This window comes from Intrasporangium sp. (assembly GCF_035280925.1).
Classification (GTDB): Bacteria; Actinomycetota; Actinomycetes; order Actinomycetales; family Dermatophilaceae; genus Intrasporangium.
The window spans coordinates 1-24,499 of the sequence record NZ_DATEEY010000141.1; the positions used below are offsets into that span (position 1 = coordinate 1).

25 protein-coding genes are annotated in these 24,499 nt (G+C 69.1%); 10 read left to right on the top strand and 15 right to left on the bottom strand.

The features are described 5' to 3' along the window. Positions 1 to 132: 132 nt before the first annotated feature. Positions 133 to 1,242, bottom strand: a complete 1,110-nt coding sequence (locus VJN29_RS13170) for an inositol-3-phosphate synthase (protein ID WP_324144085.1) — start codon at positions 1,240 to 1,242, stop codon at positions 133 to 135. A gap of 3 nt (positions 1,243 to 1,245) precedes the next feature. Next, positions 1,246 to 1,899: a PadR family transcriptional regulator gene (locus VJN29_RS13175; RefSeq protein WP_324144086.1), complete on the bottom strand. Its 654-nt coding sequence runs from the start codon at positions 1,897 to 1,899 to the stop codon at positions 1,246 to 1,248. 589 nt (positions 1,900 to 2,488) lie between these two features. Between VJN29_RS13175 and VJN29_RS13180 the strand changes: the two genes are divergently transcribed. The 6 genes from VJN29_RS13180 (at position 2,489) to rplI (ending at position 8,263) form a co-directional block, all read left to right on the top strand. After that, positions 2,489 to 4,789, top strand: coding sequence for a transglycosylase domain-containing protein (locus tag VJN29_RS13180; protein ID WP_324144087.1), 2,301 nt, complete (start codon positions 2,489 to 2,491; stop codon positions 4,787 to 4,789). Next, the gene (locus VJN29_RS13185) at positions 4,786 to 6,141 is read left to right on the top strand and encodes a hypothetical protein (RefSeq protein WP_324144088.1); all 1,356 of its coding nucleotides are present in this window, start codon (positions 4,786 to 4,788) and stop codon (positions 6,139 to 6,141) included. The genes VJN29_RS13180 and VJN29_RS13185 overlap by 4 nt, the downstream gene beginning before the upstream one ends. Before the next feature lie 277 nt (positions 6,142 to 6,418). Then, a complete protein-coding gene (gene rpsF / locus VJN29_RS13190; RefSeq protein WP_324144089.1) occupies positions 6,419 to 6,706 on the top strand; it encodes a 30S ribosomal protein S6 in 288 nt (95 codons plus the stop codon). A gap of 52 nt (positions 6,707 to 6,758) precedes the next feature. Then, positions 6,759 to 7,373: a single-stranded DNA-binding protein gene (locus VJN29_RS13195; RefSeq protein ID WP_324144090.1), complete on the top strand. Its 615-nt coding sequence runs from the start codon at positions 6,759 to 6,761 to the stop codon at positions 7,371 to 7,373. A 177-nt stretch (positions 7,374 to 7,550) separates the two neighbouring features. After that, on the top strand, positions 7,551 to 7,787 hold the full coding sequence (rpsR, locus tag VJN29_RS13200; RefSeq protein ID WP_013494395.1) for a 30S ribosomal protein S18: 237 nt from the start codon (positions 7,551 to 7,553) through the stop codon (positions 7,785 to 7,787). A gap of 29 nt (positions 7,788 to 7,816) precedes the next feature. Then, on the top strand, positions 7,817 to 8,263 hold the full coding sequence (gene rplI / locus VJN29_RS13205; protein WP_324144091.1) for a 50S ribosomal protein L9: 447 nt from the start codon (positions 7,817 to 7,819) through the stop codon (positions 8,261 to 8,263). 76 nt (positions 8,264 to 8,339) lie between these two features. Here the strand turns inward: rplI and VJN29_RS13210 are convergent, their stop codons facing one another. The 6 genes from VJN29_RS13210 to VJN29_RS13235 all read right to left on the bottom strand — a co-directional run bounded on the left by VJN29_RS13210 (position 8,340) and on the right by VJN29_RS13235 (position 15,168). Beyond that, a complete protein-coding gene (locus tag VJN29_RS13210) occupies positions 8,340 to 9,377 on the bottom strand; it encodes a LacI family DNA-binding transcriptional regulator (RefSeq protein WP_324144092.1) in 1,038 nt (345 codons plus the stop codon). Continuing rightward, the gene (locus tag VJN29_RS13215; RefSeq protein WP_324144093.1) at positions 9,370 to 10,863 is read right to left on the bottom strand and encodes a GH1 family beta-glucosidase; all 1,494 of its coding nucleotides are present in this window, start codon (positions 10,861 to 10,863) and stop codon (positions 9,370 to 9,372) included. Before VJN29_RS13215 ends, VJN29_RS13210 begins: the two co-directional genes overlap by 8 nt. Beyond that, positions 10,860 to 11,762 (bottom strand): carbohydrate ABC transporter permease, encoded by a 903-nt coding sequence (locus tag VJN29_RS13220; RefSeq protein WP_324144094.1) that lies wholly within the window; start codon positions 11,760 to 11,762, stop codon positions 10,860 to 10,862. Before VJN29_RS13220 ends, VJN29_RS13215 begins: the two co-directional genes overlap by 4 nt. Next, positions 11,759 to 12,769 carry a sugar ABC transporter permease gene (locus VJN29_RS13225; RefSeq protein ID WP_324144095.1) on the bottom strand — a complete coding sequence of 337 codons (1,011 nt, stop codon included), beginning with the start codon at positions 12,767 to 12,769 and terminating at the stop codon, positions 11,759 to 11,761. Before VJN29_RS13225 ends, VJN29_RS13220 begins: the two co-directional genes overlap by 4 nt. After that, positions 12,769 to 14,067, bottom strand: coding sequence for an ABC transporter substrate-binding protein (locus tag VJN29_RS13230; protein ID WP_324144096.1), 1,299 nt, complete (start codon positions 14,065 to 14,067; stop codon positions 12,769 to 12,771). The genes VJN29_RS13225 and VJN29_RS13230 overlap by 1 nt, the downstream gene beginning before the upstream one ends. A 165-nt stretch (positions 14,068 to 14,232) precedes the next feature. Continuing rightward, positions 14,233 to 15,168, bottom strand: coding sequence for an AraC family transcriptional regulator (locus VJN29_RS13235; RefSeq protein WP_414654369.1), 936 nt, complete (start codon positions 15,166 to 15,168; stop codon positions 14,233 to 14,235). A gap of 82 nt (positions 15,169 to 15,250) precedes the next feature. Between VJN29_RS13235 and VJN29_RS13240 the strand changes: the two genes are divergently transcribed. Next, positions 15,251 to 15,952 carry an NmrA family transcriptional regulator gene (locus VJN29_RS13240; RefSeq protein WP_324144107.1) on the top strand — a complete coding sequence of 234 codons (702 nt, stop codon included), beginning with the start codon at positions 15,251 to 15,253 and terminating at the stop codon, positions 15,950 to 15,952. Beyond that, positions 15,949 to 16,431 carry a DUF1772 domain-containing protein gene (locus VJN29_RS13245; protein WP_324144097.1) on the top strand — a complete coding sequence of 161 codons (483 nt, stop codon included), beginning with the start codon at positions 15,949 to 15,951 and terminating at the stop codon, positions 16,429 to 16,431. Before VJN29_RS13240 ends, VJN29_RS13245 begins: the two co-directional genes overlap by 4 nt. Positions 16,432 to 16,732: 301 nt before the next feature. Here the strand turns inward: VJN29_RS13245 and VJN29_RS13250 are convergent, their stop codons facing one another. Then, a complete protein-coding gene (locus VJN29_RS13250; RefSeq protein WP_324144098.1) occupies positions 16,733 to 17,545 on the bottom strand; it encodes a VIT family protein in 813 nt (270 codons plus the stop codon). Positions 17,546 to 17,665: 120 nt separating this feature from the next. Between VJN29_RS13250 and VJN29_RS13255 the strand changes: the two genes are divergently transcribed. Together VJN29_RS13255 and lepB are read left to right on the top strand one after the other, a co-directional pair. Continuing rightward, positions 17,666 to 18,268, top strand: a complete 603-nt coding sequence (locus VJN29_RS13255) for a DUF6448 family protein (protein ID WP_324144099.1) — start codon at positions 17,666 to 17,668, stop codon at positions 18,266 to 18,268. After that, positions 18,268 to 18,693, top strand: a complete 426-nt coding sequence (gene lepB, locus VJN29_RS13260) for a signal peptidase I (protein ID WP_324144100.1) — start codon at positions 18,268 to 18,270, stop codon at positions 18,691 to 18,693. The genes VJN29_RS13255 and lepB overlap by 1 nt, the downstream gene beginning before the upstream one ends. Positions 18,694 to 18,863: 170 nt before the next feature. On the opposite strand, the gene VJN29_RS13265 is transcribed toward lepB, so the two are convergent. The 6 genes from VJN29_RS13265 to VJN29_RS13290 all read right to left on the bottom strand — a co-directional run bounded on the left by VJN29_RS13265 (position 18,864) and on the right by VJN29_RS13290 (position 24,413). Further along, positions 18,864 to 19,067, bottom strand: a complete 204-nt coding sequence (locus VJN29_RS13265) for a cold-shock protein (protein ID WP_013493701.1) — start codon at positions 19,065 to 19,067, stop codon at positions 18,864 to 18,866. A 475-nt stretch (positions 19,068 to 19,542) separates the two neighbouring features. Continuing rightward, a complete protein-coding gene (locus VJN29_RS13270) occupies positions 19,543 to 20,565 on the bottom strand; it encodes an NAD(P)-dependent alcohol dehydrogenase (RefSeq protein WP_324144101.1) in 1,023 nt (340 codons plus the stop codon). Between the two features lie 199 nt (positions 20,566 to 20,764). Then, positions 20,765 to 22,090: an MATE family efflux transporter gene (locus tag VJN29_RS13275; RefSeq protein WP_324144102.1), complete on the bottom strand. Its 1,326-nt coding sequence runs from the start codon at positions 22,088 to 22,090 to the stop codon at positions 20,765 to 20,767. Beyond that, positions 22,087 to 22,800, bottom strand: a complete 714-nt coding sequence (locus VJN29_RS13280) for a DNA alkylation repair protein (protein WP_324144103.1) — start codon at positions 22,798 to 22,800, stop codon at positions 22,087 to 22,089. The genes VJN29_RS13275 and VJN29_RS13280 overlap by 4 nt, the downstream gene beginning before the upstream one ends. 49 nt (positions 22,801 to 22,849) lie before the next feature. Next, positions 22,850 to 23,977, bottom strand: a complete 1,128-nt coding sequence (locus VJN29_RS13285) for a metallophosphoesterase (protein ID WP_324144104.1) — start codon at positions 23,975 to 23,977, stop codon at positions 22,850 to 22,852. Between the two features lie 160 nt (positions 23,978 to 24,137). After that, positions 24,138 to 24,413, bottom strand: a complete 276-nt coding sequence (locus VJN29_RS13290; protein WP_324144105.1) for a DUF2277 domain-containing protein — start codon at positions 24,411 to 24,413, stop codon at positions 24,138 to 24,140. Between the last annotated feature and the right edge of the window lie 86 nt (positions 24,414 to 24,499).

Genomic DNA, 24,499 nt, shown 5'->3' on the forward strand with positions numbered 1-24,499 from the left:
CGCCCGCAGTTCGCCCAGCACCGGGGCGACGAGCTGGCACGTCGGGCAGTCAGCCTTGACGACGGCGACGATCCCCTCGGGGAGTGGGGTGCCCATCTCCCCGAGGCTAGATCGTCGGATCGGGGGGCGCCGCTACGGGGCGTCGACCTCGACCGGCTCGTCGAGGGTGATCTCCACGCCCTCGGCGAACGCATTGACCATGGCGTGGGCCATGGAGTCGCGGTACTGCACCGGGGGCGACTTCATGAAGTAGGCGGACGGGCCGAGCAGCGGGCCGCCGATGCCCCGGTCGAGGGCCAGCTTGGCGCAGCGCAGGGCGTCGATGACCACGCCGGCGGAGTTGGGGGAGTCCCACACCTCGAGCTTCATCTCGATGTTGAGCGGGACGTCGCCGAAGTTGCGGCCCTCGAGGCGGATGTAGGCCCACTTGCGGTCCTGTAGCCAGGCCACGTGGTCGGACGGGCCGATGTGGACGTCGTCGGCCTCGATCCCGTGGTCGAGCTGGCTGGTCACGGCCTGGGTCTTGGAGATCTTCTTCGACTCCAGGCGCTCCCGCTCCAGCATGTTCTTGAAGTCCATGTTGCCGCCGACGTTGAGCTGGTAGGTGCGGTCGAGCACCAGGCCGCGGTCCTCGAACAGCTTGGCCATGACCCGGTGCGTGATCGTCGCGCCGACCTGGCTCTTGATGTCGTCGCCGATGATCGGCACGCCGGCCGCCTCGAACTTTGCCGCCCACTCGGGGTCCGACGCGATGAAGACCGGCAGCGCGTTGACGAAGGCCACGCCCGCGTCGATCGCGCACTGCGCGTAGAACTTGTCGGCCTCCTCGGAGCCCACCGGCAGGTAGGACACGAGCACGTCGGCGTTGGCGTCCTTGAGCGCCTGGACCATGTCCACCGGCTCAGCCGCCGACTCGTCGATCGTCATCCGGTAGTACTTGCCGAGCCCGTCGAGCGTGTGTCCCCGCTGGACCGTGATGCCCGTCGTGGGGACCTCCGAAATCTTGATGGTGTTGTTCTCCGAGGCGTTGATCGCCTCGGCCAGGTCCTTGCCGACCTTCTTGTCGTCCACATCGAACGCGGCGACGAACTCGACGTCGCGGACGTGGTACGGGCCGAACTGGACGTGCATGAGGCCCGGCACGGAGCCGGCCGGGTCAGCGTCCTTGTAGTACTCGACACCCTGCACGAGCGAGCTCGCGCAGTTGCCGACGCCGACGATGGCGACGCGTACGGATCCCATGGATCACTCCTTGTTTCTTGGCTGGGTCTTGTTGACAGGTGTCGTGCTGTTTGGGCGGGACTTGTCGACGGTGTCGTATGCCGCTGGGCCGGGGTCCAGCGCAGCGCGGCGTTCCGCGCTGATGAGCTCTTCGAGCCAGCGGACCTCGCGCTCGGCCCCCTCCTCGCCGTGCTGCTGGAGGGCCATGGTGTAGCCGTCCATGCGCTCTCGGTTGCGCACGCTGGCCTCGCGGATGTTGGCGAGGCGCTCCTCGAGCCGAGAGCGCCGTCCCTCGAGGATGCGCAGGCGCACCTCCCGTTGGGTCCGCGAGAAGAAGGCGAAACGGACGTCGAAGTCGTCGTCGTCCCACGCGTCCGGACCGCTGGCCGTGACGAGGTCCTGGAAGTGCTCCTTGCCGTCGGCCGTCAGCTCGTACGTGATCCGCGGGCGCCTGCCCTGCACCGGAGTCTCACTGGTCTCGGTGATGTGACCCGCCTCGACGAGCGCGCGGAGCGCCGGATAGAGCGAGCCGTACGACAGGGCCCGGAAGATACCGAGAGCGGTGGTGAGCCGCTTGCGCAGCTCATAGCCGTGCAGGGCACCGTCGTGCAGCAGCCCCAGGATCGCGAACTCGAGTAGCGCGGCACGCCGACTCGGGGGACGCGTGGACCTGGGCACTGATCCAGTCTACACCCAGATATATCGCGGCGATACATCGCAGCGTAGGGATCAGCCGGCGGGGGGACGTGCGCCGCGACGAACGCCACTCCGCCCTCGGGTCGAGGCCCGTCCATACTCAGTCGCGGGTGAGCAGGTTGGCCGTTCGCAGCAGGGCCGTCGAGTGTGCACTTGGCGCCGCTCGGCGAGAGCCCAGTCTGGCGCGAGCTGCACACTCGACGAGGGGGTGCTCGCCGCGAGCTGCACGTGCGTGCGAGAGGGAACTCAGCGGCACACGGAACCCGTTGTGCGGTATGCCGCTGGGCTGGTTCCCGCGTCGAGTGTGCACCTGGCGCCACTCGGCGAGAGCTCACGCTGACGCGAGCTGCACACTCGACGAGGGGGTGCTCGCCGCGAAGTGCACGTGCGTGCGGGAGGGAACTCAGCGGCACACGGAACCCGTTGTGCGGTATGCCGCTGAGCTCGGTTTGGTGCCTGTGTGCCCGCTGTGGACGGCGGGGTTCATTTCGTCGAGCGGCACGCAGACGGGTCATACTGATGGGCGGCTCGAGAGGTTTCTCGAGCCTGCGCATGAAACGGAAGTGGTGGAGTGACACAGAGCAGGCGCGAGATCCGTGCCGCCCAGGTGGCAGAGGAGAAGCGCACCCGGCGGGCCGGGGCCAAGCGACCCAACTCGATGCACGGTGAGCCGACGGATGACGGCGATGCGCTCGAGTTCCGGGCCGGTGGGCACGGCGGACGCGGCGATGGCGATGGCGACGGCCGGAGAGGCTGGCGCCGCTGGGTCATCCCCACGCTCAAGTGGGGCTCGCTGGCCGGGATCGTCCTGTTCGTCCTCGGCATCGCCGGGATCTGGTTCGCCTACTCGCAGACGAGCGTCCCGGAGCCAAACGAGTTCGTGGGCCGGCAGGTCTCGATCATCTACTACTCCGACGGCAAGACCGAGATCGACCGCATCGTCCAGGACGAGGGCAACCGCCAGATGGTCGAGCTGGCCAAGGTGCCCGACCACGTCCAGAAGGCGCACATCGCCGCCGAGGACCGGACGTTCTATGTCAACAACGGCATCTCCGTCGGTGGCATCTTCCGGGCCGTCAAGACGAGCATCACCGGTGAGACCCAGGTCGGCGGCTCCACGATCACCCAGCAGTACGTCAAGAACTACTTCCTGAGCCAGGACCGCACCCTCGAGCGCAAGGCGAAGGAGATCCTCATCGCGATGAAGATCGACGGTGAGAAGTCCAAGGACGAGATCCTCGGGGACTACCTCAACACCATCTACTACGGTCGCGGCGCGTACGGCATCCAGACCGCCTCGCAGGCGTACTTCGGCAAGTCCGCGGAGAAGCTGACCGTGGCGGAGGGCGCCGTGCTCGCGTCCGTCATCAACGCGCCGTCGCTCTACGACCCGGCCGAGGGTGACAAGGCCGCCGCCAACCTCGAGCGGCGCTACGCCTACGTCCTCGACGGCATGGTCGAGGAGGGCTGGCTGTCGGCCGCCGAGCGGGCCAAGGTCACCGAGCTTCCGGAGATCAAGGAGTACAAGGGGCCCCGCCTCTCCCGGGGCACCAACGGCTACATCACGGCCGAGGTGAAGAAGGAGCTCGTCGGCATCGGCCTCACCGACCAGGACGTCGCCAAGGGCGGCCTGCGGATCGTCACGACGATCGACCGCAAGGCCCAGTCCAACGCGGTCAAGTCCATGGGCAAGCACCTGCCCAAGGGCCTGCAGGGTGGGCTCGTCGCGATCAAGCCCGGCGACGGTGCGGTGATCGCGATGTACGGCGGCTCGGACTACTCCAAGCGGCAGCTCAACAACGCCACCCAGGCCATCATGCAGGGCGGCTCGAACTTCAAGCCCTTCACCGTGCTCGCCGCGGTCCGCGAGGGCATCTCGACGAAGACGAAGTTCGACGGCAACAGCCCGAAGGAGTTCGACGGCTACCCGCACCCGGTCAACAACTACGACGACCGCGACTACGGCAAGGTCGACATGCGCAGGATGATCGGCAGGTCGATCAACACCGCGTTCGTCGAGCTCAACGAGGAGATCGGGCCGGACAAGACGCGTCAGGCCGCCATCGACGCCGGCATCCCGGAGAAGACGCCCGGGCTCGAGGACGACCTCGGCAACGTGCTCGGTACCGCATCCCCGCATGTCATCGACATGGCCTCCGCCTACTCGACGATCGCCGCACAGGGGGTCCGGGCGACGCCGTACCTCATCGCCAAGGTGACGACGCCGGACGGCAGCTACACCTACACCGCCAAGCCGGACACCCGCCGTGCCTTCGCGAAGGAGGTCACGGCTGACGTGACCGACACGATGACGTACACGACGAAGCCCGGCGGCACCGCGACCAAGGTCGGCCGGGAGTTCGAGCGGCCGGTCGCCTCGAAGACGGGAACGTCCGAGGAGAACCTGTCCAAGTGGTTCAGCGGGTTCGTGCCGCAGATGGCCGTGTCAGTGGGGACGTACAAGCCCACCAAGGACGGGTCCTCGAGCCTGTCGCTCTCGGAAGAGGAGTCAGTGGCGTCCGACGGATCGACGATCCCGGCCAACATCTGGCTCGACTTCATGGTGCCGACGTTCGACGGCGTGGAGGTGTTGCCCTTCCCGGACCGCGAGGGCGTTGGCGACGACGACGTGCCGACGGAGACGCGCACCCAGACCGAGGCGCCGGCAACCGAGGCGCCGACCACGACCAGCGAGCCACCGCGTCCGACGACGACTGGGCCGACCACGCCGTCCGAGCCGACCAAGACCCCGCCCGGCAAGCCGAAGCCGCCGCCCACCACGACGATCGAGGAACCGACCATCACCGGCACGGTGGAGCCGGACCCGACGACGACCACCACCAAGGGGAAGCCCGGCAGCGGGGACGGATGACCGCCTCTGAGCGCAGGGCGATGACGACCGATCCGGTCGCGGTGGCGGCCAGCGAGGTCATCGGCGGGCCACGCGGACGCTACGCGGCCCGTGAGCTCCCCTGGATGTTCACTGCGGCGGTGCTCTCGGCGTTGGCTGCCATCCCGGCCGGTTTCGGGATCGCGCTGCGGATCCCCTGCCTGCGGACCCACTGGTCGGGCGACGGGCAGTTCTGGAACGCGTGCTACTCCGACCTGCCCAACGCCTACCGGGAAGGCAATCTCGGCGCCGGGCTGGCTGCGTTCCTCCAGAGCGCCGAGGGAGCCCCGACGACAGGGCAACCACCGCTGACCGGTCTCATGCTGACCGCGGTCGCGAGTCTCGTCCCGTCAGCGGATCGCGAGGGGACCCGGATCGCCTGGTACTTCGCGCTGTGGGCCGTGCTCCTGACGCTGCTCCTCCTGGCCGTGATCTGGCTCGTCGCCTCGTCGTCCCGTCGCCCCTGGACTGCCGCCCACGTCGCCCTGGCCCCCGTGGTCGCACTCGTGGGCTTCGTGTCCGCCGACCTGCTCGGCGTGGCGCTCGCGAGCGCCGGGATGTGGGCCTGGGGGCGCCGACACCTTGCGGCGGCCGGGGTCCTGCTCGGGCTGGCCATCTCGGCGAGGTCCTACCCCGTGCTCATCCTCGTCGCCATCGGTCTGCTGGCCCTGCGGTCCGGCCGGCTCCGTCAGTTCGCCCGCACGGCCAGCTATGCACTGGCCACGTTCCTCGGCGTGCTCGGCGTGCTCTGGCTGCTCCACCCGGAGGCGGCCGTGTCCGCCTACCGGGGTTGGGTCGCCGCAGGACCGGGCTATGGCTCACCGTGGCTGCTCCCGCAGCTCGCCGGTCACCCGCTGCCCACCTGGGCGGTCACGGCGCTCGCGGTCCTCGGGTGGGTCGTCGCGATCGTCGTCGGAGCCGCCCTCGCACTGGCGAGCGCGCGTCGGCCGACCATCGCCGAGGTCTCCCTCGTGATGGTCGGCATCGTCCTCGTGACCGGCAAGTCGTTCACGGTGCAGAGCTCGCTGTGGCTCGTCCCGCTCGTCGCCTGGAGCCTCGTCCAGTGGCGTGACCACCTCATCTGGGCCGCCGCCGAGGCGATGAACTTCGTCGCCGTGTGGCTGAAGATCGCCGCGGGCAAGGTCCCGGACCGTGGGCTGCCGGACCCCTGGTACGCCTTCTTCTCGATGCTGCGCGTCATCGCGGTCCTCTGGCTCGTCGCGATGGTGTGGCTGCACGCCCGCGAACGCTGGGGCCGCTCCGAGCCCGAGCCCGACGACCTCGCCGGTCCCATGACCGAGGCCGAGGACCGCGTCATCGTCCGCTTCACCTGAACCCACGTGGGCTCACGGCCGTGGCCGGCCTGCGCCCCCGTGTACCCCCGAAAGACCCGCTTGGTTGAGCCGTGCCTCCTCGATTTCGGAGTATGCCGCTGGGCCCGGTAGTCTTGCCGGGTTCGCCGTGTGCCCTACCGCCCTCGGGTGGGCTTGTGGAGAAGGCCGTAGCAATGTCGGCCGGATCTGCGAGGCTGGGACGCGGCGGGACGTTTGCAACCCTCCTGTCACGGGAGAGACCCGTGACCGCCAAGACCAAAGGAGGTGGGTTAGAAGCATGCGTCAGTACGAACTCATGGTCATCCTCGACCCGGAGACCGAGGAGCGCACCGTCGGCACCACGATGGACAAGTACCTCAACGTGGTGAAGAAGGATGGTGGCACCGTCGACAACGTCGACATCTGGGGCCGTCGCCGGCTCGCTTACGACATCAGGAAGAAGAACGAGGGCATCTACGCCGTCGTCAACTTCACCGCTGACCCCGCCACGGCTCAGGAGCTCGACCGCCAGCTGAACCTCAGCGAGTCGGTCATGCGGACCAAGCTGCTCCGTCCCGGCGCCTGATCTCCCGCGCTCGATCACCGATCACCCAACGAAGGACTGAACGGAGCCACGCATGGCAGGCGACACCGTCATCACGATCATCGGCAACCTGACCGCCGACCCCGAGCTGCGCTTCACGCCGTCTGGTGCCGCGGTCGCCAACTTCACCGTGGCCTCGACGCCGCGGATGTTCGACCGCCAGTCCAACGAGTGGAAGGACGGCGAGACGCTGTTCATGCGCTGCTCGGTGTGGCGCGACGCCGCCGAGAACGTCGCCGAGTCGCTCCAGCGCGGCATGCGGGTCATCGCCTCTGGCCGTCTGAAGTCTCGGTCCTACGAGACGAAGGAAGGCGAGAAGCGCACCGTCGTCGAGCTGGACGTGGACGAGATCGGCCCGTCCCTGCGCAGTGCCACGGCCAAGGTCAACAAGACCCAGCGTGGCGGTGGTGGCGGCTTCGGCGGCCAACAGGGCGGCTGGAGCGGCGGTGGCGGCCAGCAACAGGGCGGCGACGACCCGTGGGCAACCGGTCCCGGGGGTGGGCAGGGCGGCCAGCAGGGTGGTCAGCAGGGCGGCTGGGGCCAGCCGGCCGGCGCGCCCCAGGGTGGCCAGCCCGGTGCCCAGCCGGGTGCCCAGCAGGGTGGTGGTTGGGGGCAAGGTGCCCCGAGCTACGACGAGCCGCCGTTCTGACCTGACAAGGCGCCACCCGGTTCGAGGTATTCCGCGGCTCCTGGCAGCGGAGGATCACCTCGAACGGACGAGGCCGGGAGCCGGCATTCGTCGCTGAGCCAGCTCAGCGGCATACGACATTGAAGTAGTCCCATCCCGGGGCAGGAACCCCGGGCTTTCCAGAAGGAGAGCACCACGATGGCCAAGCCCGTTGTGCGCAAGCCCAAGAAGAAGGCCAACCCGCTGAAGGCGGCGAAGGTCGAGAACATCGACTACAAGGACACCGCGCTGCTGCGCAAGTTCATCTCCGACCGCGGCAAGATCCGCGCTCGCCGGGTGACCGGTGTGTCCGTCCAGGAGCAGCGCCTCATCGCCACGGCCGTGAAGAACGCCCGTGAGATGGCCCTGCTGCCCTACTCGAGCTCGGCTCGCTGAGCCCGCCCGCTCGAGAGAGGAACGTACCAATGAAGTTGATTCTGACGCACGAGGTCACCGGCCTCGGAGCGGCCGGTGACGTCGTCGAGGTCAAGGACGGCTACGGCCGCAACTACCTGCTGCCGCGCGGCCTTGCCACGCCGTGGACCAAGGGTGGCCAGAAGCAGGTCGACGCCCTGACCAAGGGCCGCGAGGCCCGGGCCATCAACGACATCGAGCAGGCCAAGTCCGTCAAGGGTCGGATCGAGGCCATGCCGGTCAAGGTGGCCGCCAAGGCCGGTCAGTCCGGCCGGCTGTTCGGTGCCATCAGCAACGGTGACATCGCCGACGCGGTCAAGGCCGCTGGCGGACCGGAGCTGGACAAGCGCAAGATCGAGGTCAAGCAGGCCGTCAAGTCGCTCGGCTCGTACGAGGCGACCGTCCGCCTGCACGCCGACGTCGCGGCGACCCTGAAGTTCGAGGTCGTCCCCGCCTGACGGCAGCGGCGCTCGCCATCATGAGCTCAGGGCCCGGTCCTCATGGACCGGGCCCTGACCTCTTCCCTGGAAAGGCTCAGGCCGAGTCCCGCCGCACGAGATGGGTCTCGAGAAGCGTGACTCGTGGTGTCTCGTCGCCGGCGAGCAGCCGCAACAGCGTGTCCGCCATGACGATGCCCATCTGCTTCGTCGGCTGCGCGACCGTGGTCAGCTGGATCGGGCCGCGCTTGGCATAGGGGCTGTCGTCATAGCCGACGACGGCGAGATCCCCCGGGACGGTGCGCCCGCGCTCGGCGAGGGTGGTCAAGGCTCCGCTGGCCATGAGGTCGCTGGCCACGAAGATCGCGTCCACGTCGGGATAGCGGTCGAGCAGCTCTGCCGCCGCCCGGCCACCACCCTCCTCGCTGAAGTCGGCGTGGGCGACGCGCTCGTCCGAGAACCCCGCCTCCTGCAGCGCATCCCGCCAGCCCCGCTCCCGGTCGACCGCGGCCGGCATGTCGCTGGGGCCGGTGATCGTCGCGATGGCGCGACGTCCTGACTGGATGAGGTGTCGGGTCCCCTGCATCGCTCCGAGACGGTTGTCCACGTCGACGTAGTAGTCGGTGGGACGTCCCGGGGCGCCTTCTGCGTCCATCGGCCGACCACCGAACACGACCGGCAGCGACTGGCCCAGCGAGGCGAGGAAGTGGTCGCCGGAGTGGTGCGACACGACGAGGGCGCCGTCCACGTTGCCGCCGAGCAGGTAGCGGCGGGTCTTCTCCGAGGGTGAGCTGGGATGGGCCAGCTGCAGGTTGAGGACGTAGTCGCTGTCGTCCAACCGGTCGGTGATGCCCTGGACGATGTCAGCGAAGTAGGGGTCCCCGAAGAAGCGGTGGGCGTCCTCCGGCACGACGAGGGCGATGGACATCGTCGCCCGGGCGACGAGGGATCGAGCCGCCCGGTTCGGCACGTAGTTCAGCTCGCTGATCGCTGCCTCGACGGCGGTCTGGACCTCGGGGCTGACCTTCGGGGAGGAGTTGATGACGCGCGACACCGTGGCGCGCGACACGCCGGCAAGCCGGGCGACCTCCTCGAGGGTCGGCCGCACCGGCACCGCCATCGATTCGCTACTCATGCTTTGTGCCTCCCGACGGGAGCTCCCTCGTGCTGATGATCCGGGCAAGGTCCAAGGCGCTGGCTTTCGGCGTGCGAACCTGCGTGTCGTAGTCCACTCGGACGATACCGAAGCGCTTGGCGTAGCCCCACGCCCATTCGAAGTTGTCGAGGAAGGACCAGTAGAAGTAGCCCTGCACGGGCACCCCCGCGTCGAGCGCGTCGAGGACTGACGCGAGATGCGACCGCACGTAGCTCACGCGGTCCTGGTCGTCGACGAACCCGGTCTCGTCCGCCTCGTCGTCGTAGGCCGCCCCGTTCTCGGTGACGTGCAGGGTGGTGTTCGCAGGCCCGGCGTACTCCTCGTGCAGTCGGACCAGCAGGCGGGTCAGTCCCTCTGGCTGCACCTCCCAGTCCATCGACGTGACCGGCAGCCCCCGCGGATGCCCGTGCACACCGTCAGCGGCGGGGAAGGGCGAGCGGGTCGGCCGGGATGTCGCGGGGGCGGCGTTGAGGGCGGACAGCGGCGGCAGGTGGCTGAAGGCGCCCCCGTTGTAGTAGTTGACGCCGAGCACGTCGATCGGAGTTGCGATCGTCGCGAGGTCGCCGTCCCTGACGTGCCTCTCGAGCCCGAGGCCGCGGACGTCCTCGAGGACATCGGCAGGGTACTCACCGCGGAAGATCGGGTCGAGGAAGATCCGGTTCATCTGGCCGTCGATCCGCCGTGCCGCCTCGATGTCGCTGGGGTTGGCCGGGTCGACGGGGTCCGCCACGGTGAAGTTGAGGGTGAGCCCGAGCTTCAGGGAGGGGTCGCGTTCGCGCAGGGCGGCGACCGCCTGGCCGTGGCCGAGCATGAGGTGATGCGCCGCGGCGAGCCCGTCGGAGGGCGACTGGCGGCCCGGCGCGTGCTCACCACTGGTGTACCCGACGAAGGCCGAGCACCAGGGCTCGTTCAGCGTCGTCCACGTCGAGACCCGGTCCCCCAGGCGGTCATGCACCGCGAGGGCGTAGTCCACGAAGCGGTCAGCCGTCTCACGAGCCGGCCAGCCGCCGCGATCCTCCAAGGCCTGCGGCAGGTCCCAGTGGTAGAGGGTGAGCCACGGGGCGATCCCGGCGTCGAGGATCGAGTCGACGAGCCGCTCGTAGAAGTCGAGGCCCTTCGGGTTGACCGTCCGGCCGTCGGGGCACACCCGAGCCCAGGACGTGGAGAACCGGTAGGACTGCACGCCAAGCGACTTCATCAGGGCGACATCACCGGGGTAGCGGTGGTAGTGGTCGCACGCGATGTCACCGGTGTCTCCGTCGACGACCGCGCCCGGGGTGTGCGAGAAGGTGTCCCAGATCGAGTCGGCGCGCCCGTCCTCGTGGTGCGCGCCCTCGATCTGGTACGCGGCGGTGGCGACGCCGAGGACGAACCCGTCCGGCACCTTCCGCCTGAGAGCACTTGAGTCCTGCTCTCCAGCAGCGGGCTTGGCCTGCCGGCCAGATGAGGTGAGGTTGAGGGTCATCCCTTGACTGCTCCTTGCATGATGCCGGACACGAGCTGCCGCCCGGCGACGACGAAGACGATGAGGAGGGGGATCGCGGCGAGCACGACGCCGGCGAGCACGAGCGAGTAGTCGACGTAGTAGGCCGCCTGCAGCTGCTGCAGGGCCACGGGCAGGGTCGGGTTCCCCGGCTCGAGCACGATGAACGGCCAGAAGAAGTTGGTCCACGTCGCGATGAAGGTGAACAGCCCGAGCATGGCGGCCCCAGGGCGGGCAGCAGGCAGCGCGATGCTCCAGACGATGCGCAGCGTTGGCGCGCCATCGACCCGCGCGGCCTCGATCAGCTCGTCCGGCAGTGCCTCGCGCAGGTACTGGGTCATCCAGAACACCCCGAAGGCACTGACCAGCGCTGGCAGGATGACTGCCCACAGGCCGCCGATCCAGCCCAGCTTGGCCATGACGATGAAGAGCGGCACCACCCCGAGCTGCGTCGGCACGCACATCGTCGCGATGACGAAGACGAGCAGCGCGTCCCGGCCGCGGAACCGGAGCTTGGCGAAGGCGAACCCGGCGAGCGTCGACAGGAGTACCACCGCGACGGCCACGACCGTCGACACGACGACGCTGTTGAGGAAGGCCCGCCAGAACGGCAGCGTCGTGACGACGGTCCGGGCGTTCTCGATGAAGTTGCCACCCGGCAGGAGCGAGACCTCACCGCTGTTGATCGCCGCGGCGTCCTTGCTGCCGATGACGAAGGACCACCAGAGTGGGAAGGCGCTCGCGAGCAGGACCACGATGAGGAAGGCGTATGCCGCTGGGCTCGCTTGCGCACGTCGGGCCACCCGGGCGGTCGTTCCCTTGCGGGATCGTCCGCCTGTGGCGGATCCGCCCTCCTGGAGGCGTCGCGTGATGACGGTCATCGTGCCTCCTTCGAGGCGATCCTGCGGATAACGAAGTAGTTGAGGATGGCAATGACCACGATGATGAGGAAGAGGAGCCAGGCGACCGCGGACGCACGACCGAAGTTCTTCTGGTTCCAGCCGAGGTTGTAGAGGTAGATGGTCAATGTCTGCCACTGCCGGTCCGCCCCACCTTGCCCGTACTGGTCGAACATCCGGGGCTCGTCGAAGATCTGGAGGCCGCCGATCGTCGAGGTGATGGTGACGAAGATGATGGTGGCCCGCAGCTGTGGCACGGTGATGGAGAAGAAGGTCCGGATCGGGCCGGCACCGTCGATGAGGGCCGCCTCGTAGTAGTCCCGCGGGATGGTCTGCATCGCGGCGAGCAGGATCAGGGCGTTGTACCCGGTCCACCGGAAGTTGACCATCGTGGCGATGGCGACGTGGCTCGCGAGCGTGTCCTTGTGCCATTGGATGGGCTCGATCCCGACCCAGCCGAGCAGCTGGTTGAACAGGCCGTAGCGATCGCCGAACAGGTCGTTGAAGATCAGCACGACCGCGACGGGGGCGATGACGTACGGGAGCAGGACGCTCATGCGCCAGAAGCTCTTCGCCCGGATCCCGCTGTCGAGGGCGACGGCGATGAGCAGGGCGAGGATGACCTGCGGGACGGTCGAGAGCAGGAAGATGCTGAAGGTGTTGCGAACGGCGTTCCAGAAGAAGCGCTGCTCGAGCACGTCCTGGAAGTTCTTGAGGCCGACGAAGTCGCCCTGACCGCCGATCAGGTGCCACTCGTGGAGCGAGACCCAGGCGGTGTAGAGGAGGGGGAAGAGGCCGACGACTCCGAAGATGATGAAGAACGGTGAGACGTAGGCGTAGGGCGAGGCCTTGGTGTCCAGGCGGCTGAGGCGCTGGCGCCAGGGCGCCCGCTCGCTGCGCCCCCCGGCAGGCTTGGGTGACCCGGGGGGCCGCCCGGCCGCCGGGACGGTGTCCCGGCTGGCCGAGCGGTCCGTGCGGGTGTCGAGCATCAGCCCAGGGCCTGGACGTCTGCGACGAACTTCTCCCACGAGACCTCAGGTGTGGCGGAGCCGTCCTCGATCCGGGTCAGCGCCTGCTGCATCGCGTCGTTGATGGGGAAGTACTTGGGACCCTTGAACGGGCTCACGGTGACGGCCTTGGCTCGCTCGGCGAAGATCTTCCCCGTCGGAGCGTTGTTGAAGAACGGCACCGTGACCTCGGCGAGCTCCGGGCTGTCGAGTGCGGCCACCTGGCTGGGGAAGGCGCCGACCTTCTTGAAGGCCTTGATCTGCTGCTCTGGTGCGGTGAGCCAGGCCGCGAGCGCCTTGGCCTCCGCCTGGTGCTGCGACTGCTCGGGGACGGTGAGGTACGAGCCGCCCCAGTTGCCGCCCCCACCCGGGAAGGTGTTCGCGACGTCCCAGCCCTTGACGCCCTTGGCGTTGCCCTCGACGACGCCGACCATCCAGCCGGGGCAGAGCATGGTCGCGAACCCGTTGTCCTGGAAGCTCGCCACCCAGTCGTCGCTCCACTGCTGGAGCTTGGCCGAGAGCCCGTCGGTGATGCCGGCCTTGACCACCGCGTCGTAGGTCTTCTTGACGTCGGGGTTCGTGGTGGCGATGACCTCGCCCTCCGGCGTCTCGTACGCGGTCTCGACCTGGTTGATCATGCCCTGCCACGTCGCGCCGAGTGAGTCGAACCACGGGACGTCGGACTTGGCCTTGAACTGCGTGCCGGCCGCGAAGTAGCTCTCCCACGTGTTGCCGAGCAGCTGAGCCACGGCCTCGCGGTCGGAGGGTAGGCCGGCCTTCTCGAAGAGATCAGCGCGGTAGCAGATCGCCTCGGGGCCGACGTCGGTGCCGTACCCGATGAGACGTCCCTCCGCGTCGGTCGCGGCCTTGGTCTTCCAGTCGAGCCACCGGCCGTCCGTGTCGGCGGACTTGAGGTCGACGAACTTGTCGGAGTACTGCATCAGCTCGGGCAGCCAGTCAACCTCGACGGCCTCGACGTCCGAGAGCCCTGAGCCGGCGGCCAGGCGCGTGTTGAGGTTGTCGCGGGCCTCGTTCGAGGTGGCCGCCTTCTTGTGCTCGATCTTGACGTTCGGGTGGTCGGCCATGTACTCGGTGATGAGGTCCTCGTAGCCGAACTGGTTGAACGTCGCCAGCTTGAGGGTCACCGGTCCGGAGGCGCTGCCGGTGCTCTGCGATCCGGCGTCGTTGTCGGCGTCGGCGCTCGACCCGCAGGCACTGAGGGCGAGCAGCCCGACGGTCATGGCGGCGAGCGCCTGGAAATGGGGTTTGCGTGGTGTCATCGTGAGAGCTCCTTCGATCTCAGCCCGGGTGGTGGAGGCGGGGTGTGGGAGCGCTCTCCCAGCGGGGAGGGATCCTGTGAGAGCGCTCTCACGGATGAGAATGGGGCCTTGGTTACTGCCGGTCAACCCCCGTTACCAATACGTGACCTTCCGATGCTGGCGATTTCAGCCGGCCATCCGCCGGAACGTGCGAGGAGGCACGCCGTGAGCCCGCCTGAAGGCCGCGGTGAAGGCGAACGGGCTCGAGTAGCCGACCCGACCGGACACCTGCTCGACACTCGCGTCGGTGCCGCGGAGCAGCTCCGCGGCGACGTCCATGCGCCAGCGGGCCAGGTAGGCCATCGGAGACTCACCGACCACGTCGGTGAACCGCCGGGCCAGCGTCGCGCGAGAGACGGCCGCCTCGCGAGCCAGCGTCGTCAATGTCCACGGAGCAGCCGGGTCGGCCTGCATGGCAGCGAGCACCGGACCGACCACGGGATCCGACTGCGCCGTCCACCAACGAGGCGCGCGTCCATCTGCCTCAGCGAACCACCGGCGCAGCGCGGTCACGAGGACCAGGTCGACGAGGCGGTCGATGACGACGTCCTGACCCGGCAGCTCACGGCCGAGCTCGGCGACGAGGAGGCCGACCAGCCCCGCGTCCCAGTCGCCACCTCGCACCACCACGAGGCCCGGCAGCGCGTCGAGCAGTCGCCCGGTCACCTGCGACGCGAGCTCGTAGGTCCCCACGACGAACGCATCCTCACCGCCACGAGCGTTGCCCCACCGACGCACGCCATGGCTCAGCTCGACGCACAGTTCGTTGCCGACGAGGTCATGGCTCACCTCCCCGGGCCCGATGACGATGGTCGGTGACACGCCGGGCGAGTCGGCGAAGGTGTACTCCAGCCCTGCTGTCGTGATCGCCACGTCCCCCGGACCGAGGACCACGGCCCGGTCGCCCTCGCGCTCGAGGCACGCCTCACCGCGCACCATGACGAGCACGCCGACCAAGGCCTCGTCCGCGACGGCGATGCACCAGGGCGCCTCCATCTCCACGCGGAGGACGTGCGCCCCTCGTGCGCGATGACCATCGAGCACGGCCGTCAACGGGTCCATGGCAGAAGGATAAGACGATCGCGTAGGAAAGTGAGTCACGAACTCATGGAGAATCTTGCCGTATGCCGCTGTGCTGGTTTCCATGAACACCTCAACCCAGTCAGTGGCCCAGTCCACCCCAGCGACTTCGACCGTCGCCGTCATCGGCGCCACCGGGAAGACCGGTCGACGCGTCGCAGCCCGCCTCGAGGCCCGCGGCATCGCCGTACGCCGGCTCTCGCGCACCTCCGCAACCCCGTTCCTCTGGGAGGACGAGGGCACCTGGGAGGCTGCGCTGGAGGCGAGCTCAGCGGCATACGTCACCTTCCATCCAGACCTTGCCGTCCCGGGATCCGCGGACGTCGTGACCGGCCTCGCCAAACGGGGTCGCGACCTCGGCGTCGATCGGATGGTCCTGCTGTCCGGGCGCGGTGAGCCCGGCGCCCAGGAGGCGGAGGAGGCACTCCTCGCCGAGCTGCCACACTCCGCCATCGTGCGGTGCGCGTGGTTCATGCAGAGCTTCAGCGAGGGCCTGCTCCGCGACGCGGTACTCAGCGGGACGATCTGCCTCCCTGGGCCGGGCAGCGCCGTCGAGCCATTTCTCGATGCCGACGACATCGCCGCCGTGGCGGTGGCTGCTCTCACCGAGCCCGGACACGACGGGGTCGTCCACGAGCTCACCGGACCTGACCCGATCAGCCTCGACGAGGCGGCTGATGCCGTGGATCGAGTCCTCGGCCGCCCGGCGACGACCTTCGCAGCCTGGGCCGATCGAGCTGCGGCACAAGGGTCGTGGGACCGATGAATGCGCTACGGACCGCGGCGCTCGCCACCGCTGCCGCGTCCGGAGTTATGGGCGGCGTGCTCTACGGGTTCTCCAGCTTCGTCATGCCGGCCCTGCGCCGCCTGCCCGCGTCGCAGGCCGTTGCGACGATGCAGGCGATGAACCGAACCGCGCCGCGGGCCCTCGGCCTGCCGCTCGTGGTCTCGGGACCCGGCACCGCCGCCGTTGCCGTCTGGGCTCTGACGCGGGCCGACGTCCCGGGCACCGCGCGGGCACTGCTCGTCACCGGTGCGGTGACGGCGCTCGCCGCCTTCGCGATCACGGCCGGCTACCACGTCCCGCGCAACGATCGCCTCGACACCGTCGACGCGACGTCCGAAGCCGCGGCGCTGGTCTGGGGGTCGTTCGTGCCGGGGTGGGTCTCGATGAACCACGCCCGCACCGCGCTGTCCCTCGTCTCGGCCGGCCTCGTCATCGCCGGCGCGGCCCAGCTCCCCTGACCACATTTCGGCCCACAAGACGCGGATCACGGGGAGCCTTGCCAAAGCGGGTTGAAGCGGATGTGTTCCCTCGGCGACCTGCTGGCGCGGGAGCCAGGGGGTGCGGCAGTTCTCGGGGGGCAATCAGCAGGATCGAGCCGGTCGCCGCGTTCGGCGAGCGCTTCGAGCTCCGCTTTCAGGACGGGGAGGATCCTGATCAATGCCTGCACGGAGGCGAGCGTGTTGTCGACGAGTCCTGCCGCCGGCGCGGGTGAACACCGGGCGCCGGCCGAGCACCAGGCGGGGGCCGGGCTGCGCAGGATCAGAGCTGGGCACCGATCAGCGACCCGACGGTGTAGGTGACCGCCATCGCGAGGGCGCCGCCGGCGACCGTTCGGAGGGCGGCCCGCAACTTCGGAGCGCCGCCCAGCTGGGCCGACGTCACTCCGGTGATCACCAGCGCCAGGATGACGGCTGCCGCCGTGATAGGGATCGCGGCCTCTCGCGGCGACAGGAGAATGGCGGCCAACGGGATGACCGCCCCGACCAGGAAGGCGAGCATGGAGGCCAGGCCCGCATGCCATGGGTTGCTCAGCTCGTCGGGGTCGATGCCCAGCCGGAGGCGGGCGTGCGCACCGACCGCGTCGGCTCGGCTCAGTTGTTCCGAGACCTCGCAGGCGACATCGGGCTCGACGCCCTGCCGGGCCATCAAGCCGGCCAGCTGGTGGAGTCCGCCAGTCGGGTCGGCCTTGAGCTCGGTCCGTTGACGGGCCAGCTCGGCCCGCTGGGAATCACGCTGGCTGGAGACCGAGACGTACTCGCCGACTGCCATCGACAGTGCGCCGGCGGCGACACCGGCAACGCCTGACGCGAGCAGCGCCCCGTCGCTGACCGCCGCCCCGGCCACGCCAACCACGATGCCTGCGGTGGACACGATGCCGTCGTTGGCACCCATGACGCCCGCACGGAGCGCGTTCAAGCGTGCGTTGAGGTCTCCCCGGGATTCCGGGGTGGGCACCGGTCCGGTGCACACGTGGCGGGAGGCGCCGTGCGGCTCTTCGAGCCGGGCCGGTCCGGAGGTCGTGGTGGGCGCCAGGGCGAAGGCGTCAATCGTGGCTGGAGTCTCGTTGGTCATGTCCGGAGTCAACCAACGCGCCCGGCCGGGGGCCTTGACCTTCGTCAAGGCGCCGACATGTGCACCGCCGTAGGTTGAACCGCGTCAGCACATCCCCGCAGAACTCGAGAAGGAGTCCCCATGACCATCATCAGCCGCCTCGCGACAACCGCCCGCTCCCTCACCGCGCTGCTGATCCAGCCCGCCTCGGCCCACTGTGACACCGAGGACGGCCCGGCAGTCCAGGACGGTCGTAGGGCATTGGATACCGGTAACGCCAACCACGCCCTGAAGTGGGTGCACGCCGAAGGTGAGGACGAAGTGCGCGCCTCTTTCGACGCCGCCCAAGCCGCCCGCGGCGGGGACGGCGCCGCCGCGGCCGCCCGCGCCTTCCTGGAGACGCTGGTTCGCGTCCATCGCGCCGGCGAGGGTGCCGGCTTCGACGGCATCAAGCCGACCGGCACTGAGCTGCCGGCCGAGGTGGTAGCCGCGGACGCCGCCCTGGAGGCCGGGACGATCGAGCCGCTGCGTGGGCTCATCCCCGACGACCGCTGGGACGAGCTGGAGCAGCGCTTCAACGCGGCCCTGTCCAAGAAGGGGTTCGACGTCGACGACCTGGACGCGGCAAGGGACTATGTCTCTTCCTACGTCCACTTCTTCACGTACGCCGAGGGTGAGCACGAGCACCACCATCACGGTGGGCACGAGCACGGCTCACACGTCCATGCGGCCCACCAGCACTGATGACCGCCGTCCCGGCATGGTTGACCCGGGTGCAGTCGGACTCGATGGCACCCGGCCTGCGTGACGGGCAGCTCGTCCCGACGATCCGGCCCCGGCGGAAGCACCGATTCCGCCGGGGTGCGATCGTTGCGGTCGACTCCCGAGAGGTCAGGCAGCGAATCGTCAAGCGGATCATCGGACTGCCCGGCGACCACCTGCGCCTCGACGGCAATCAGGTGTGGGCCAACGGGTACCTGCTGGACGAGCCGTACGCCTCACCGGCCACCCACCGGGCAACCTTCGAGGTGCCGGCAGGGCACTACGTCCTGCTCGGCGACAATCGCGACGCGTCCAACGACTCACGAAGCTGGCGCCACCCGTACGTGGCGCGACAGGAGATCGTGGGCGTTCTCGTCCGGTTCCTGCCGCGGTATGCCCGCTCGTGAACGACCGGGTGCGTCACAACCGCGTGCGGGCGCGCGGAGTTGCCGGATTCGACGAATGGCAGGCGTGACGTCGGGGCCTTTGATCGAGCACGACAGGGACCTATACGCGATCCCCCGACCCTGCGGGTCGGGGGATCGCCAACGCCCGAGTCCCTGGACCTGGCTTGGGGTTAGATGCCCCTGACCTTCTCCGCCTGGGGCCCCTTGGGGCCCTGCGTGACGTCGAACTCGACCTTCTGGCCCTCCTGCAGCTCGCGGTAGCCGCCGCTCTCGATGGCCGAGTAGTGAACGAAGACATCGGCGCCGCCGCCGTCCTGCTCGATAAAGCCGAAGCCCTTTTCGCTGTTGAACCACTTCACGGTGCCTGTTGCCACTGGTGTTGCCTCTTCTTGTTTGCGAAGCCTCCCGGGTGGAGACCTCGGACTGCCGATGCCACGACGAGTCGGATCCGCGAGCCGTCGCGCGGCGACTGAGCCATGCCGAGCCCGCAATATCCAAGGACCGGTTCGGCAGGTGGTATGACGGTAGCAGCCACTGCCCCTCTTGCTCCGGCTATGACACCTGGGTATCTCGAAGCAGACCGCGATGCCGCGAGGACATGTCTGACCCGGGAGTCCGACCCGTTCGCAGAGGGGCTGGTCATCGGATTCTTCGAAGCGCTTGGCCTTCGATTCGGCGCGGGCGAATAGTGCTGCCCTCTGACGCCGCAGGAGCGAGGTTTTGCGAGCCAACCTCCTGCACCGGCTCAGGTGGCTGCGGCGCCTACCACGGACATGCCGTGGCAGGCCCGGCATCCTCGGCACGGCTGGCGGCGCATGACCCCGCCGCCCCATCTGCTGCCAGTGGCCCTCAGGGGACGATGACGCCCCGACCACGGACGCGGCCCTCGTGCAGGTCGTCATAGGCCTGGAGCGCATCATCCAGCGAGTACGTCTTCGTCTCGATGGACACGTCTCCTCGCTTCGCCATCTCGACGAGCTCGAGGAGCTCCTTGCGCCGGCCCCAGAGGGAGGTGCTGACCTGGACATCGAAGGGCGCCGACATCAGCCCGACCTTCGCATTGCCGCCACCAGCCCCGACGAGGACCACCGCCCCGCCGACCCCGACGCTCTTCAGGGCGAGATCGCCCGTCGGGTCGATCCCGACGAAGTCGAAGACCACATCTGCCCCACGACCGCCCGTCAGCTCCCTGATCCGGTCAGCGGCCTCCGGCTTGGACTCGAGCGCCTCGTGCGCCCCCATCTCCTTCGCGAACGCCAGCTTCTCGTCGCCGAGGTCAAGCGCCACGACCCGCGTCGGCGTGATGGTCCGCAGTAGCTGGATGGCCACGTGGCCCAGGCCACCGGCACCGATGACGACCGTCGTCGTCCCTCCGACCAGGCGGGGGAGGACCTTCTTGATCGCCTGGTACGGGGTCAGGGCCGCGTCGGTGAGCGACGCAGCGCGCACGGGGTCGAGGTCCCCGATCGGCACGAGGTGGCGGATGTCATCGACGATCATGTACTCCGCCATGGCGCCATCGCGGCCAAGGCCGGGTGAGACCATTCCTCGAAGACAGAGGTTCTCTGACCCGTCGGCGCACATCGCGCAGACGCCGCAGCCCCAGCAGCCGTAGACGATGACGCTGTCGCCGACCCCGACGCCCGTCACCCCCTCGCCCAGCTCGGCGACGACACCGGCCGGCTCGTGCCCGAAGGTCATCGGCAGCGGATACGGATACACGTCCTCGGGGTAGCCCATGACGACCTCGTCGGAGTGGCACAGGCCCGATGCAGTGATCTTCAGCAGGATCTCCCCGGCACCGGGGCTGGGCTTGTCGACCTCACGAAGCTCCGGCTTGGCGCCGATGCGGACGTACTGGAGGGCTTTCACATCCACTTCCCCTCACGTTCGGACGATCACGGCATCAACTGTAGCCGCGCACCACCTGCCCCACAGCGGAACGGTTCGTTGGAGGACGGAGGGCTGGGATGGCACGCATGATGCGGCCGGAGCCCAGCGGCATACGACCCAAGAGGTATGCCGCTGAGCTCGTTCCCGAGCGACGGAGACTCCCGCTCGGGCCGGGTAGTCAGACGCCGGTGACCATCCACGTGTCCTGGCGGGCCCGCCACCCGAGCACGACGCCGCGGACCGCCATCCAGAAGGTGAACGCGAGCCAGAGCACGACGATGTCGACGACGGCCGAGTCGCTCGGTCCCCGGCTGCGCAGAGCGAGCACGATCGGGAGGTAGAGAACCAGGCTGACCACCTGTCCCCACGCGAGCCACCGACCGTCGCCGGCGCCGATGAGGACCCCGTCGATGACGAAGACATAGCCCGCGATGGCTTGACCGAGCCCGACGACGATGAGTGCGGCGGACAGCGCGGACTGCACGGATTGCTCCCCGGTGAAGAGCGGAGGCAGCACGCCGTGGAGGGCGACGACGACGAGGCCGATCGCGAGCCCACCCCAGACGCCCCACCGGATCATCGTCCGCATCGCCGAGCGGACGCCCTCACGATCGCCAGCGCCGAGAGAGCGGCCGACGATGGCCTGTGCCGCGATGGCCAGGGCGTCGAGCGCGAAGGCGAGGAAGGACCACACGACCAGGGCAACCTGGTGCGCGGCCAGTGTGACGTCACCGTATGAGGCGGCGAGCCAGGTCGTCAGCAGCAGGGCAGCCCGGAGCGCCAGGGTCCGGATGAGTAGGGGGACCCCGGTCCGCGCAGCGCCGAGGACCCGACTGGGGTGCGGGTGCAGCGGGGCGTGTCGGGCTCGCGCCTGCCGCAGCAGGACCAGGACGAGTCCGGTTGCCATGGCCGTCTGGGCGATGACGGTCCCCCACGCCGATCCGGCGATGCCCCAGTGGAGTCCGTAGACGAAGACGAGGTTGAGGACGACGTTGGCGCCGAACCCGAGCACGGAGGCGACGAGTGGTGTGCGCGTGTCCTGCAGGCCGCGGAGCACACCGGTGACGGCGAGGATGACGAGCATCCCGGGGATCCCGAAGGCCGAGATCCGAAGGTAGGTCGTCGCCTGGACGAGGACCGCCTCCGAGGCGCCGAAGATCGCGCAGATCGGCTCGGCGAAGGTCGCGACGAGCGCGGCGGTGGCCACGCCGAGGCCCACGGAGAGCCAGAGGCCGTCAATCCCGGCCGCAATCGCCGCGCGCGTGTCCCCGGCACCGAGCTGGCGCGCCACGACGCTCGTCGTGCCATAGGCGAGGAAGACGAAGACGCCCGCCGCGGTGATGAGCGCTGCGCTGGCGACGCCCAGCCCGGCGAGCTCCGCCGTGCCAAGGTGGCCGACGATCGCCGAGTCGGCGAGCAGGAAGAGCGGCTCGGCGATCAGGGCGAGGAAGGCGGGGACGGCGAGGCGCAGGATCTCGCGACGGTGGCTCGTCGCCTGGGTCACGACGCCGGCCCCACGTGCTTGAGCGCCTCGCGACGGGAGAGGCCGGACAGGTTGGGATGCTCCTCGACGAACCGGCGGACCCAGGCCGGATTCCATCTGGCGTGGTCCCGAAGCGCCCAGCCGATCGCCTTGCGGCTGAAGAAGTCGGGGTCCTCGACGTTGGGCTCGATGACGTCGGTGAGGAGCTGCTGGTCGAGCCGGTCCTGCACCCCGACCTGGCAGAGCATCGCGGCCCGACGCACCCAGAGCGAGTCCCCGACCACCGCCCATGAGCGCATGCGGGGCTTCTCGACGTGGGGGGCAGCGAGCACCGCGTCGCGGACGAGGTGGGTGGCGATGTCGTCCACGACGTCCCACCAGGCGCCCGTTCGAATCAGCCTCTCCCACAACGGCATGCTCGCCGAGTCGACCCAGTGCCGATAGGCCCGATGCTTGGCCAGGGCCAGCGCTGCGTACCACTCCTCGCGATGGGTGGCTTCCTCCCAGACCTCACGGATCGTCGTTGCCCACTCGTCGCGTGACCGCATGGCGAGGCCCGGGTCACGAAGGATCGGGCGCAACGCGACCGCGAGCTCCGGCGACGTGAGGCCGTGGTAGGGGAGGGCGGACTTCATGTAGCGCTGCTGCCCCGCGGCCCGCTCCGGGTTGGCGCGTGCCGCGAGTGCGTCCCGCACCGCCGACGCGAAGTCGGGGTGCGGGCCGGTGCTCATGCGCCAAACGTAATAGTCCCGGGAAGAGTCGAGCTCGGCCGCCCGAGCCCTAGAGCCGCCGGAGCGTGATGACGGGCACCTCGGGTGGAGCCATGACGCGCACCGGCGGGCCCCAGGCCCCGGCACCACGCGAGGTGTACACCGGCACGTCACCCACCGGAGCCAGACCCTCGAGCACCGGCTGCTGGAGTCGCACGAGGTAGTCGAAGGGCCACAGCTGCCCGCCGTGCGTGTGCCCAGACACCTGCAGGTTGACCCCGCGCCCAGCCGCCAGCTCGGCGAGCGTGGGCTGGTGCGCCAGCAGCAGCGTGAAGAGGTTCGGATCCACGCCGGACAGGGCGGCATCGACGTCCGGACCGTCGGGACGGTTGCCGGACGGGTCGTTGAGGCCGGCGATCGTCAGCTGCCCGCCGTTGCGGACGATCGAGAGGTTCTCGTTGCGCAGCACGCGGATACCTAGGCCCTCCCAGTGGTGCAGCCACTTCTCCGGCTCGCCGGAGATCACCTCGTGGTTGCCCTCGACGCCGTAGACGCCGAGTGGGGCACGGAGCTCCTCGAGGGCTGCGATGTCCTCGCCGACCTGCGCCACCTTCCCGTCCGCGATGTCACCCGCGACGACGACGAGGTCCGGGTGCTCGCTGTTGACGAGGTCGACGACTCGGCGGGTGAAGCCGGCATCCCGCACCGGCCCGACATGGAGGTCGGTGATGAGGGCGATGCGCAGGCCGTCGAGCTCATCGGGGACGAGGTCGTTCGTGATCGTCACCGGGGTGATCGACGGCTCCGCCGCCTCCGTGATGCCGTATGCCGCTGTGCTCAGTGCGGCGACCACCACCGTGAGTGCCCCGATCCGTAGCATCCTGCGCCGCAGGTTCATGCGACCGGCCAGGCGCGCCGGCAACACGACGAGTCCGAGGACGAGGACTCCGACGATGAGGTACCAGACGACGGCGAGCCAGGTCATGCCGAGCCAGGCGAGCCAGCGCGTGTTCGCCGGGTCGATGACGCCGCCCTGGATCGCGAAGGCGGCCAGCGCGGCCAGCCACCCGAGGACGAGGACGACAGCGGAGGCCAGCTGAGCGGCATACGGCCACTCGGGTGTGACGAAGAGCCGGCGGTGGAGGGCCCACGTCACGAGCGCAAGGAGCACCGCGACGACGGCGACGAACAGGGACACAGGGGACAGGCTCTCAGGTCCCGCCTCGTGATCTGAATCGAGTGGGCACTTCGTGCCGCCGGGTCAGGGACGATTGACGGGACCAACCGCCCAATGCTCGGCCCGTCCGCGCACAGGTCCCGAGATCCGTCCCGTCGCTTGTCCCAATGCGGGGGAAGGGTCAGGCGGGGGTGCCGAAGCGAATCTCGTTGCGGGCCCTCGCCTTGGCACGCTCGACCTCGCGGTCCTTCGGTGGGGCGCTCGTCGTGAGGTGGTCGAGCAGGTGCTGGGTCGCGTGGGCGACGGCGTCGACGGCCTCGTCGAAGGCGGCCTGGTTGGCCTGGCTCGGCTTCGTCGCGCCGCTCACCTTTCGGACGTACTGGAGCGCTGCGGCCCGCACCTCGTCAGTCGTCGCAGCCGGCTCGAAGTTGTGGAGCTGTCGGATGTTCCGGCACATGACCCGAGACTAACTCGGCAGCCGGTGGAGCCTCGGACGTATTTCCGGCGAAGCTCTTGTCAAATTGGAAGTTAGTAAAGTTTACT

Bases quoted from the DNA above. Each gene is read 5' to 3' on its own strand.
- VJN29_RS13170 (WP_324144085.1), bottom strand. From the start codon at position 1,242: ATGGGATCCGTACGCGTCGCCATCGTCGGCGTCGGCAACTGCGCGAGC.
- VJN29_RS13185 (WP_324144088.1), top strand. From the start codon at position 4,786: ATGACCGCCTCTGAGCGCAGGGCGATGACGACCGATCCGGTCGCGGTG.
- rpsF (WP_324144089.1), top strand. From the start codon at position 6,419: ATGCGTCAGTACGAACTCATGGTCATCCTCGACCCGGAGACCGAGGAG.
- VJN29_RS13195 (WP_324144090.1), top strand. From the start codon at position 6,759: ATGGCAGGCGACACCGTCATCACGATCATCGGCAACCTGACCGCCGAC.
- rpsR (WP_013494395.1), top strand. From the start codon at position 7,551: ATGGCCAAGCCCGTTGTGCGCAAGCCCAAGAAGAAGGCCAACCCGCTG.
- rplI (WP_324144091.1), top strand. From the start codon at position 7,817: ATGAAGTTGATTCTGACGCACGAGGTCACCGGCCTCGGAGCGGCCGGT.
- VJN29_RS13210 (WP_324144092.1), bottom strand. From the start codon at position 9,377: ATGAGTAGCGAATCGATGGCGGTGCCGGTGCGGCCGACCCTCGAGGAG.
- VJN29_RS13215 (WP_324144093.1), bottom strand. From the start codon at position 10,863: ATGACCCTCAACCTCACCTCATCTGGCCGGCAGGCCAAGCCCGCTGCT.
- VJN29_RS13220 (WP_324144094.1), bottom strand. From the start codon at position 11,762: ATGACCGTCATCACGCGACGCCTCCAGGAGGGCGGATCCGCCACAGGC.
- VJN29_RS13225 (WP_324144095.1), bottom strand. From the start codon at position 12,769: ATGCTCGACACCCGCACGGACCGCTCGGCCAGCCGGGACACCGTCCCG.
- VJN29_RS13230 (WP_324144096.1), bottom strand. From the start codon at position 14,067: ATGACACCACGCAAACCCCATTTCCAGGCGCTCGCCGCCATGACCGTC.
- VJN29_RS13235 (WP_414654369.1), bottom strand. From the start codon at position 15,168: ATGGACCCGTTGACGGCCGTGCTCGATGGTCATCGCGCACGAGGGGCG.
- VJN29_RS13240 (WP_324144107.1), top strand. From the start codon at position 15,251: ATGAACACCTCAACCCAGTCAGTGGCCCAGTCCACCCCAGCGACTTCG.
- VJN29_RS13245 (WP_324144097.1), top strand. From the start codon at position 15,949: ATGAATGCGCTACGGACCGCGGCGCTCGCCACCGCTGCCGCGTCCGGA.
- VJN29_RS13250 (WP_324144098.1), bottom strand. From the start codon at position 17,545: ATGACCAACGAGACTCCAGCCACGATTGACGCCTTCGCCCTGGCGCCC.
- VJN29_RS13255 (WP_324144099.1), top strand. From the start codon at position 17,666: ATGACCATCATCAGCCGCCTCGCGACAACCGCCCGCTCCCTCACCGCG.
- lepB (WP_324144100.1), top strand. From the start codon at position 18,268: ATGACCGCCGTCCCGGCATGGTTGACCCGGGTGCAGTCGGACTCGATG.
- VJN29_RS13280 (WP_324144103.1), bottom strand. From the start codon at position 22,800: ATGAGCACCGGCCCGCACCCCGACTTCGCGTCGGCGGTGCGGGACGCA.
- VJN29_RS13290 (WP_324144105.1), bottom strand. From the start codon at position 24,413: ATGTGCCGGAACATCCGACAGCTCCACAACTTCGAGCCGGCTGCGACG.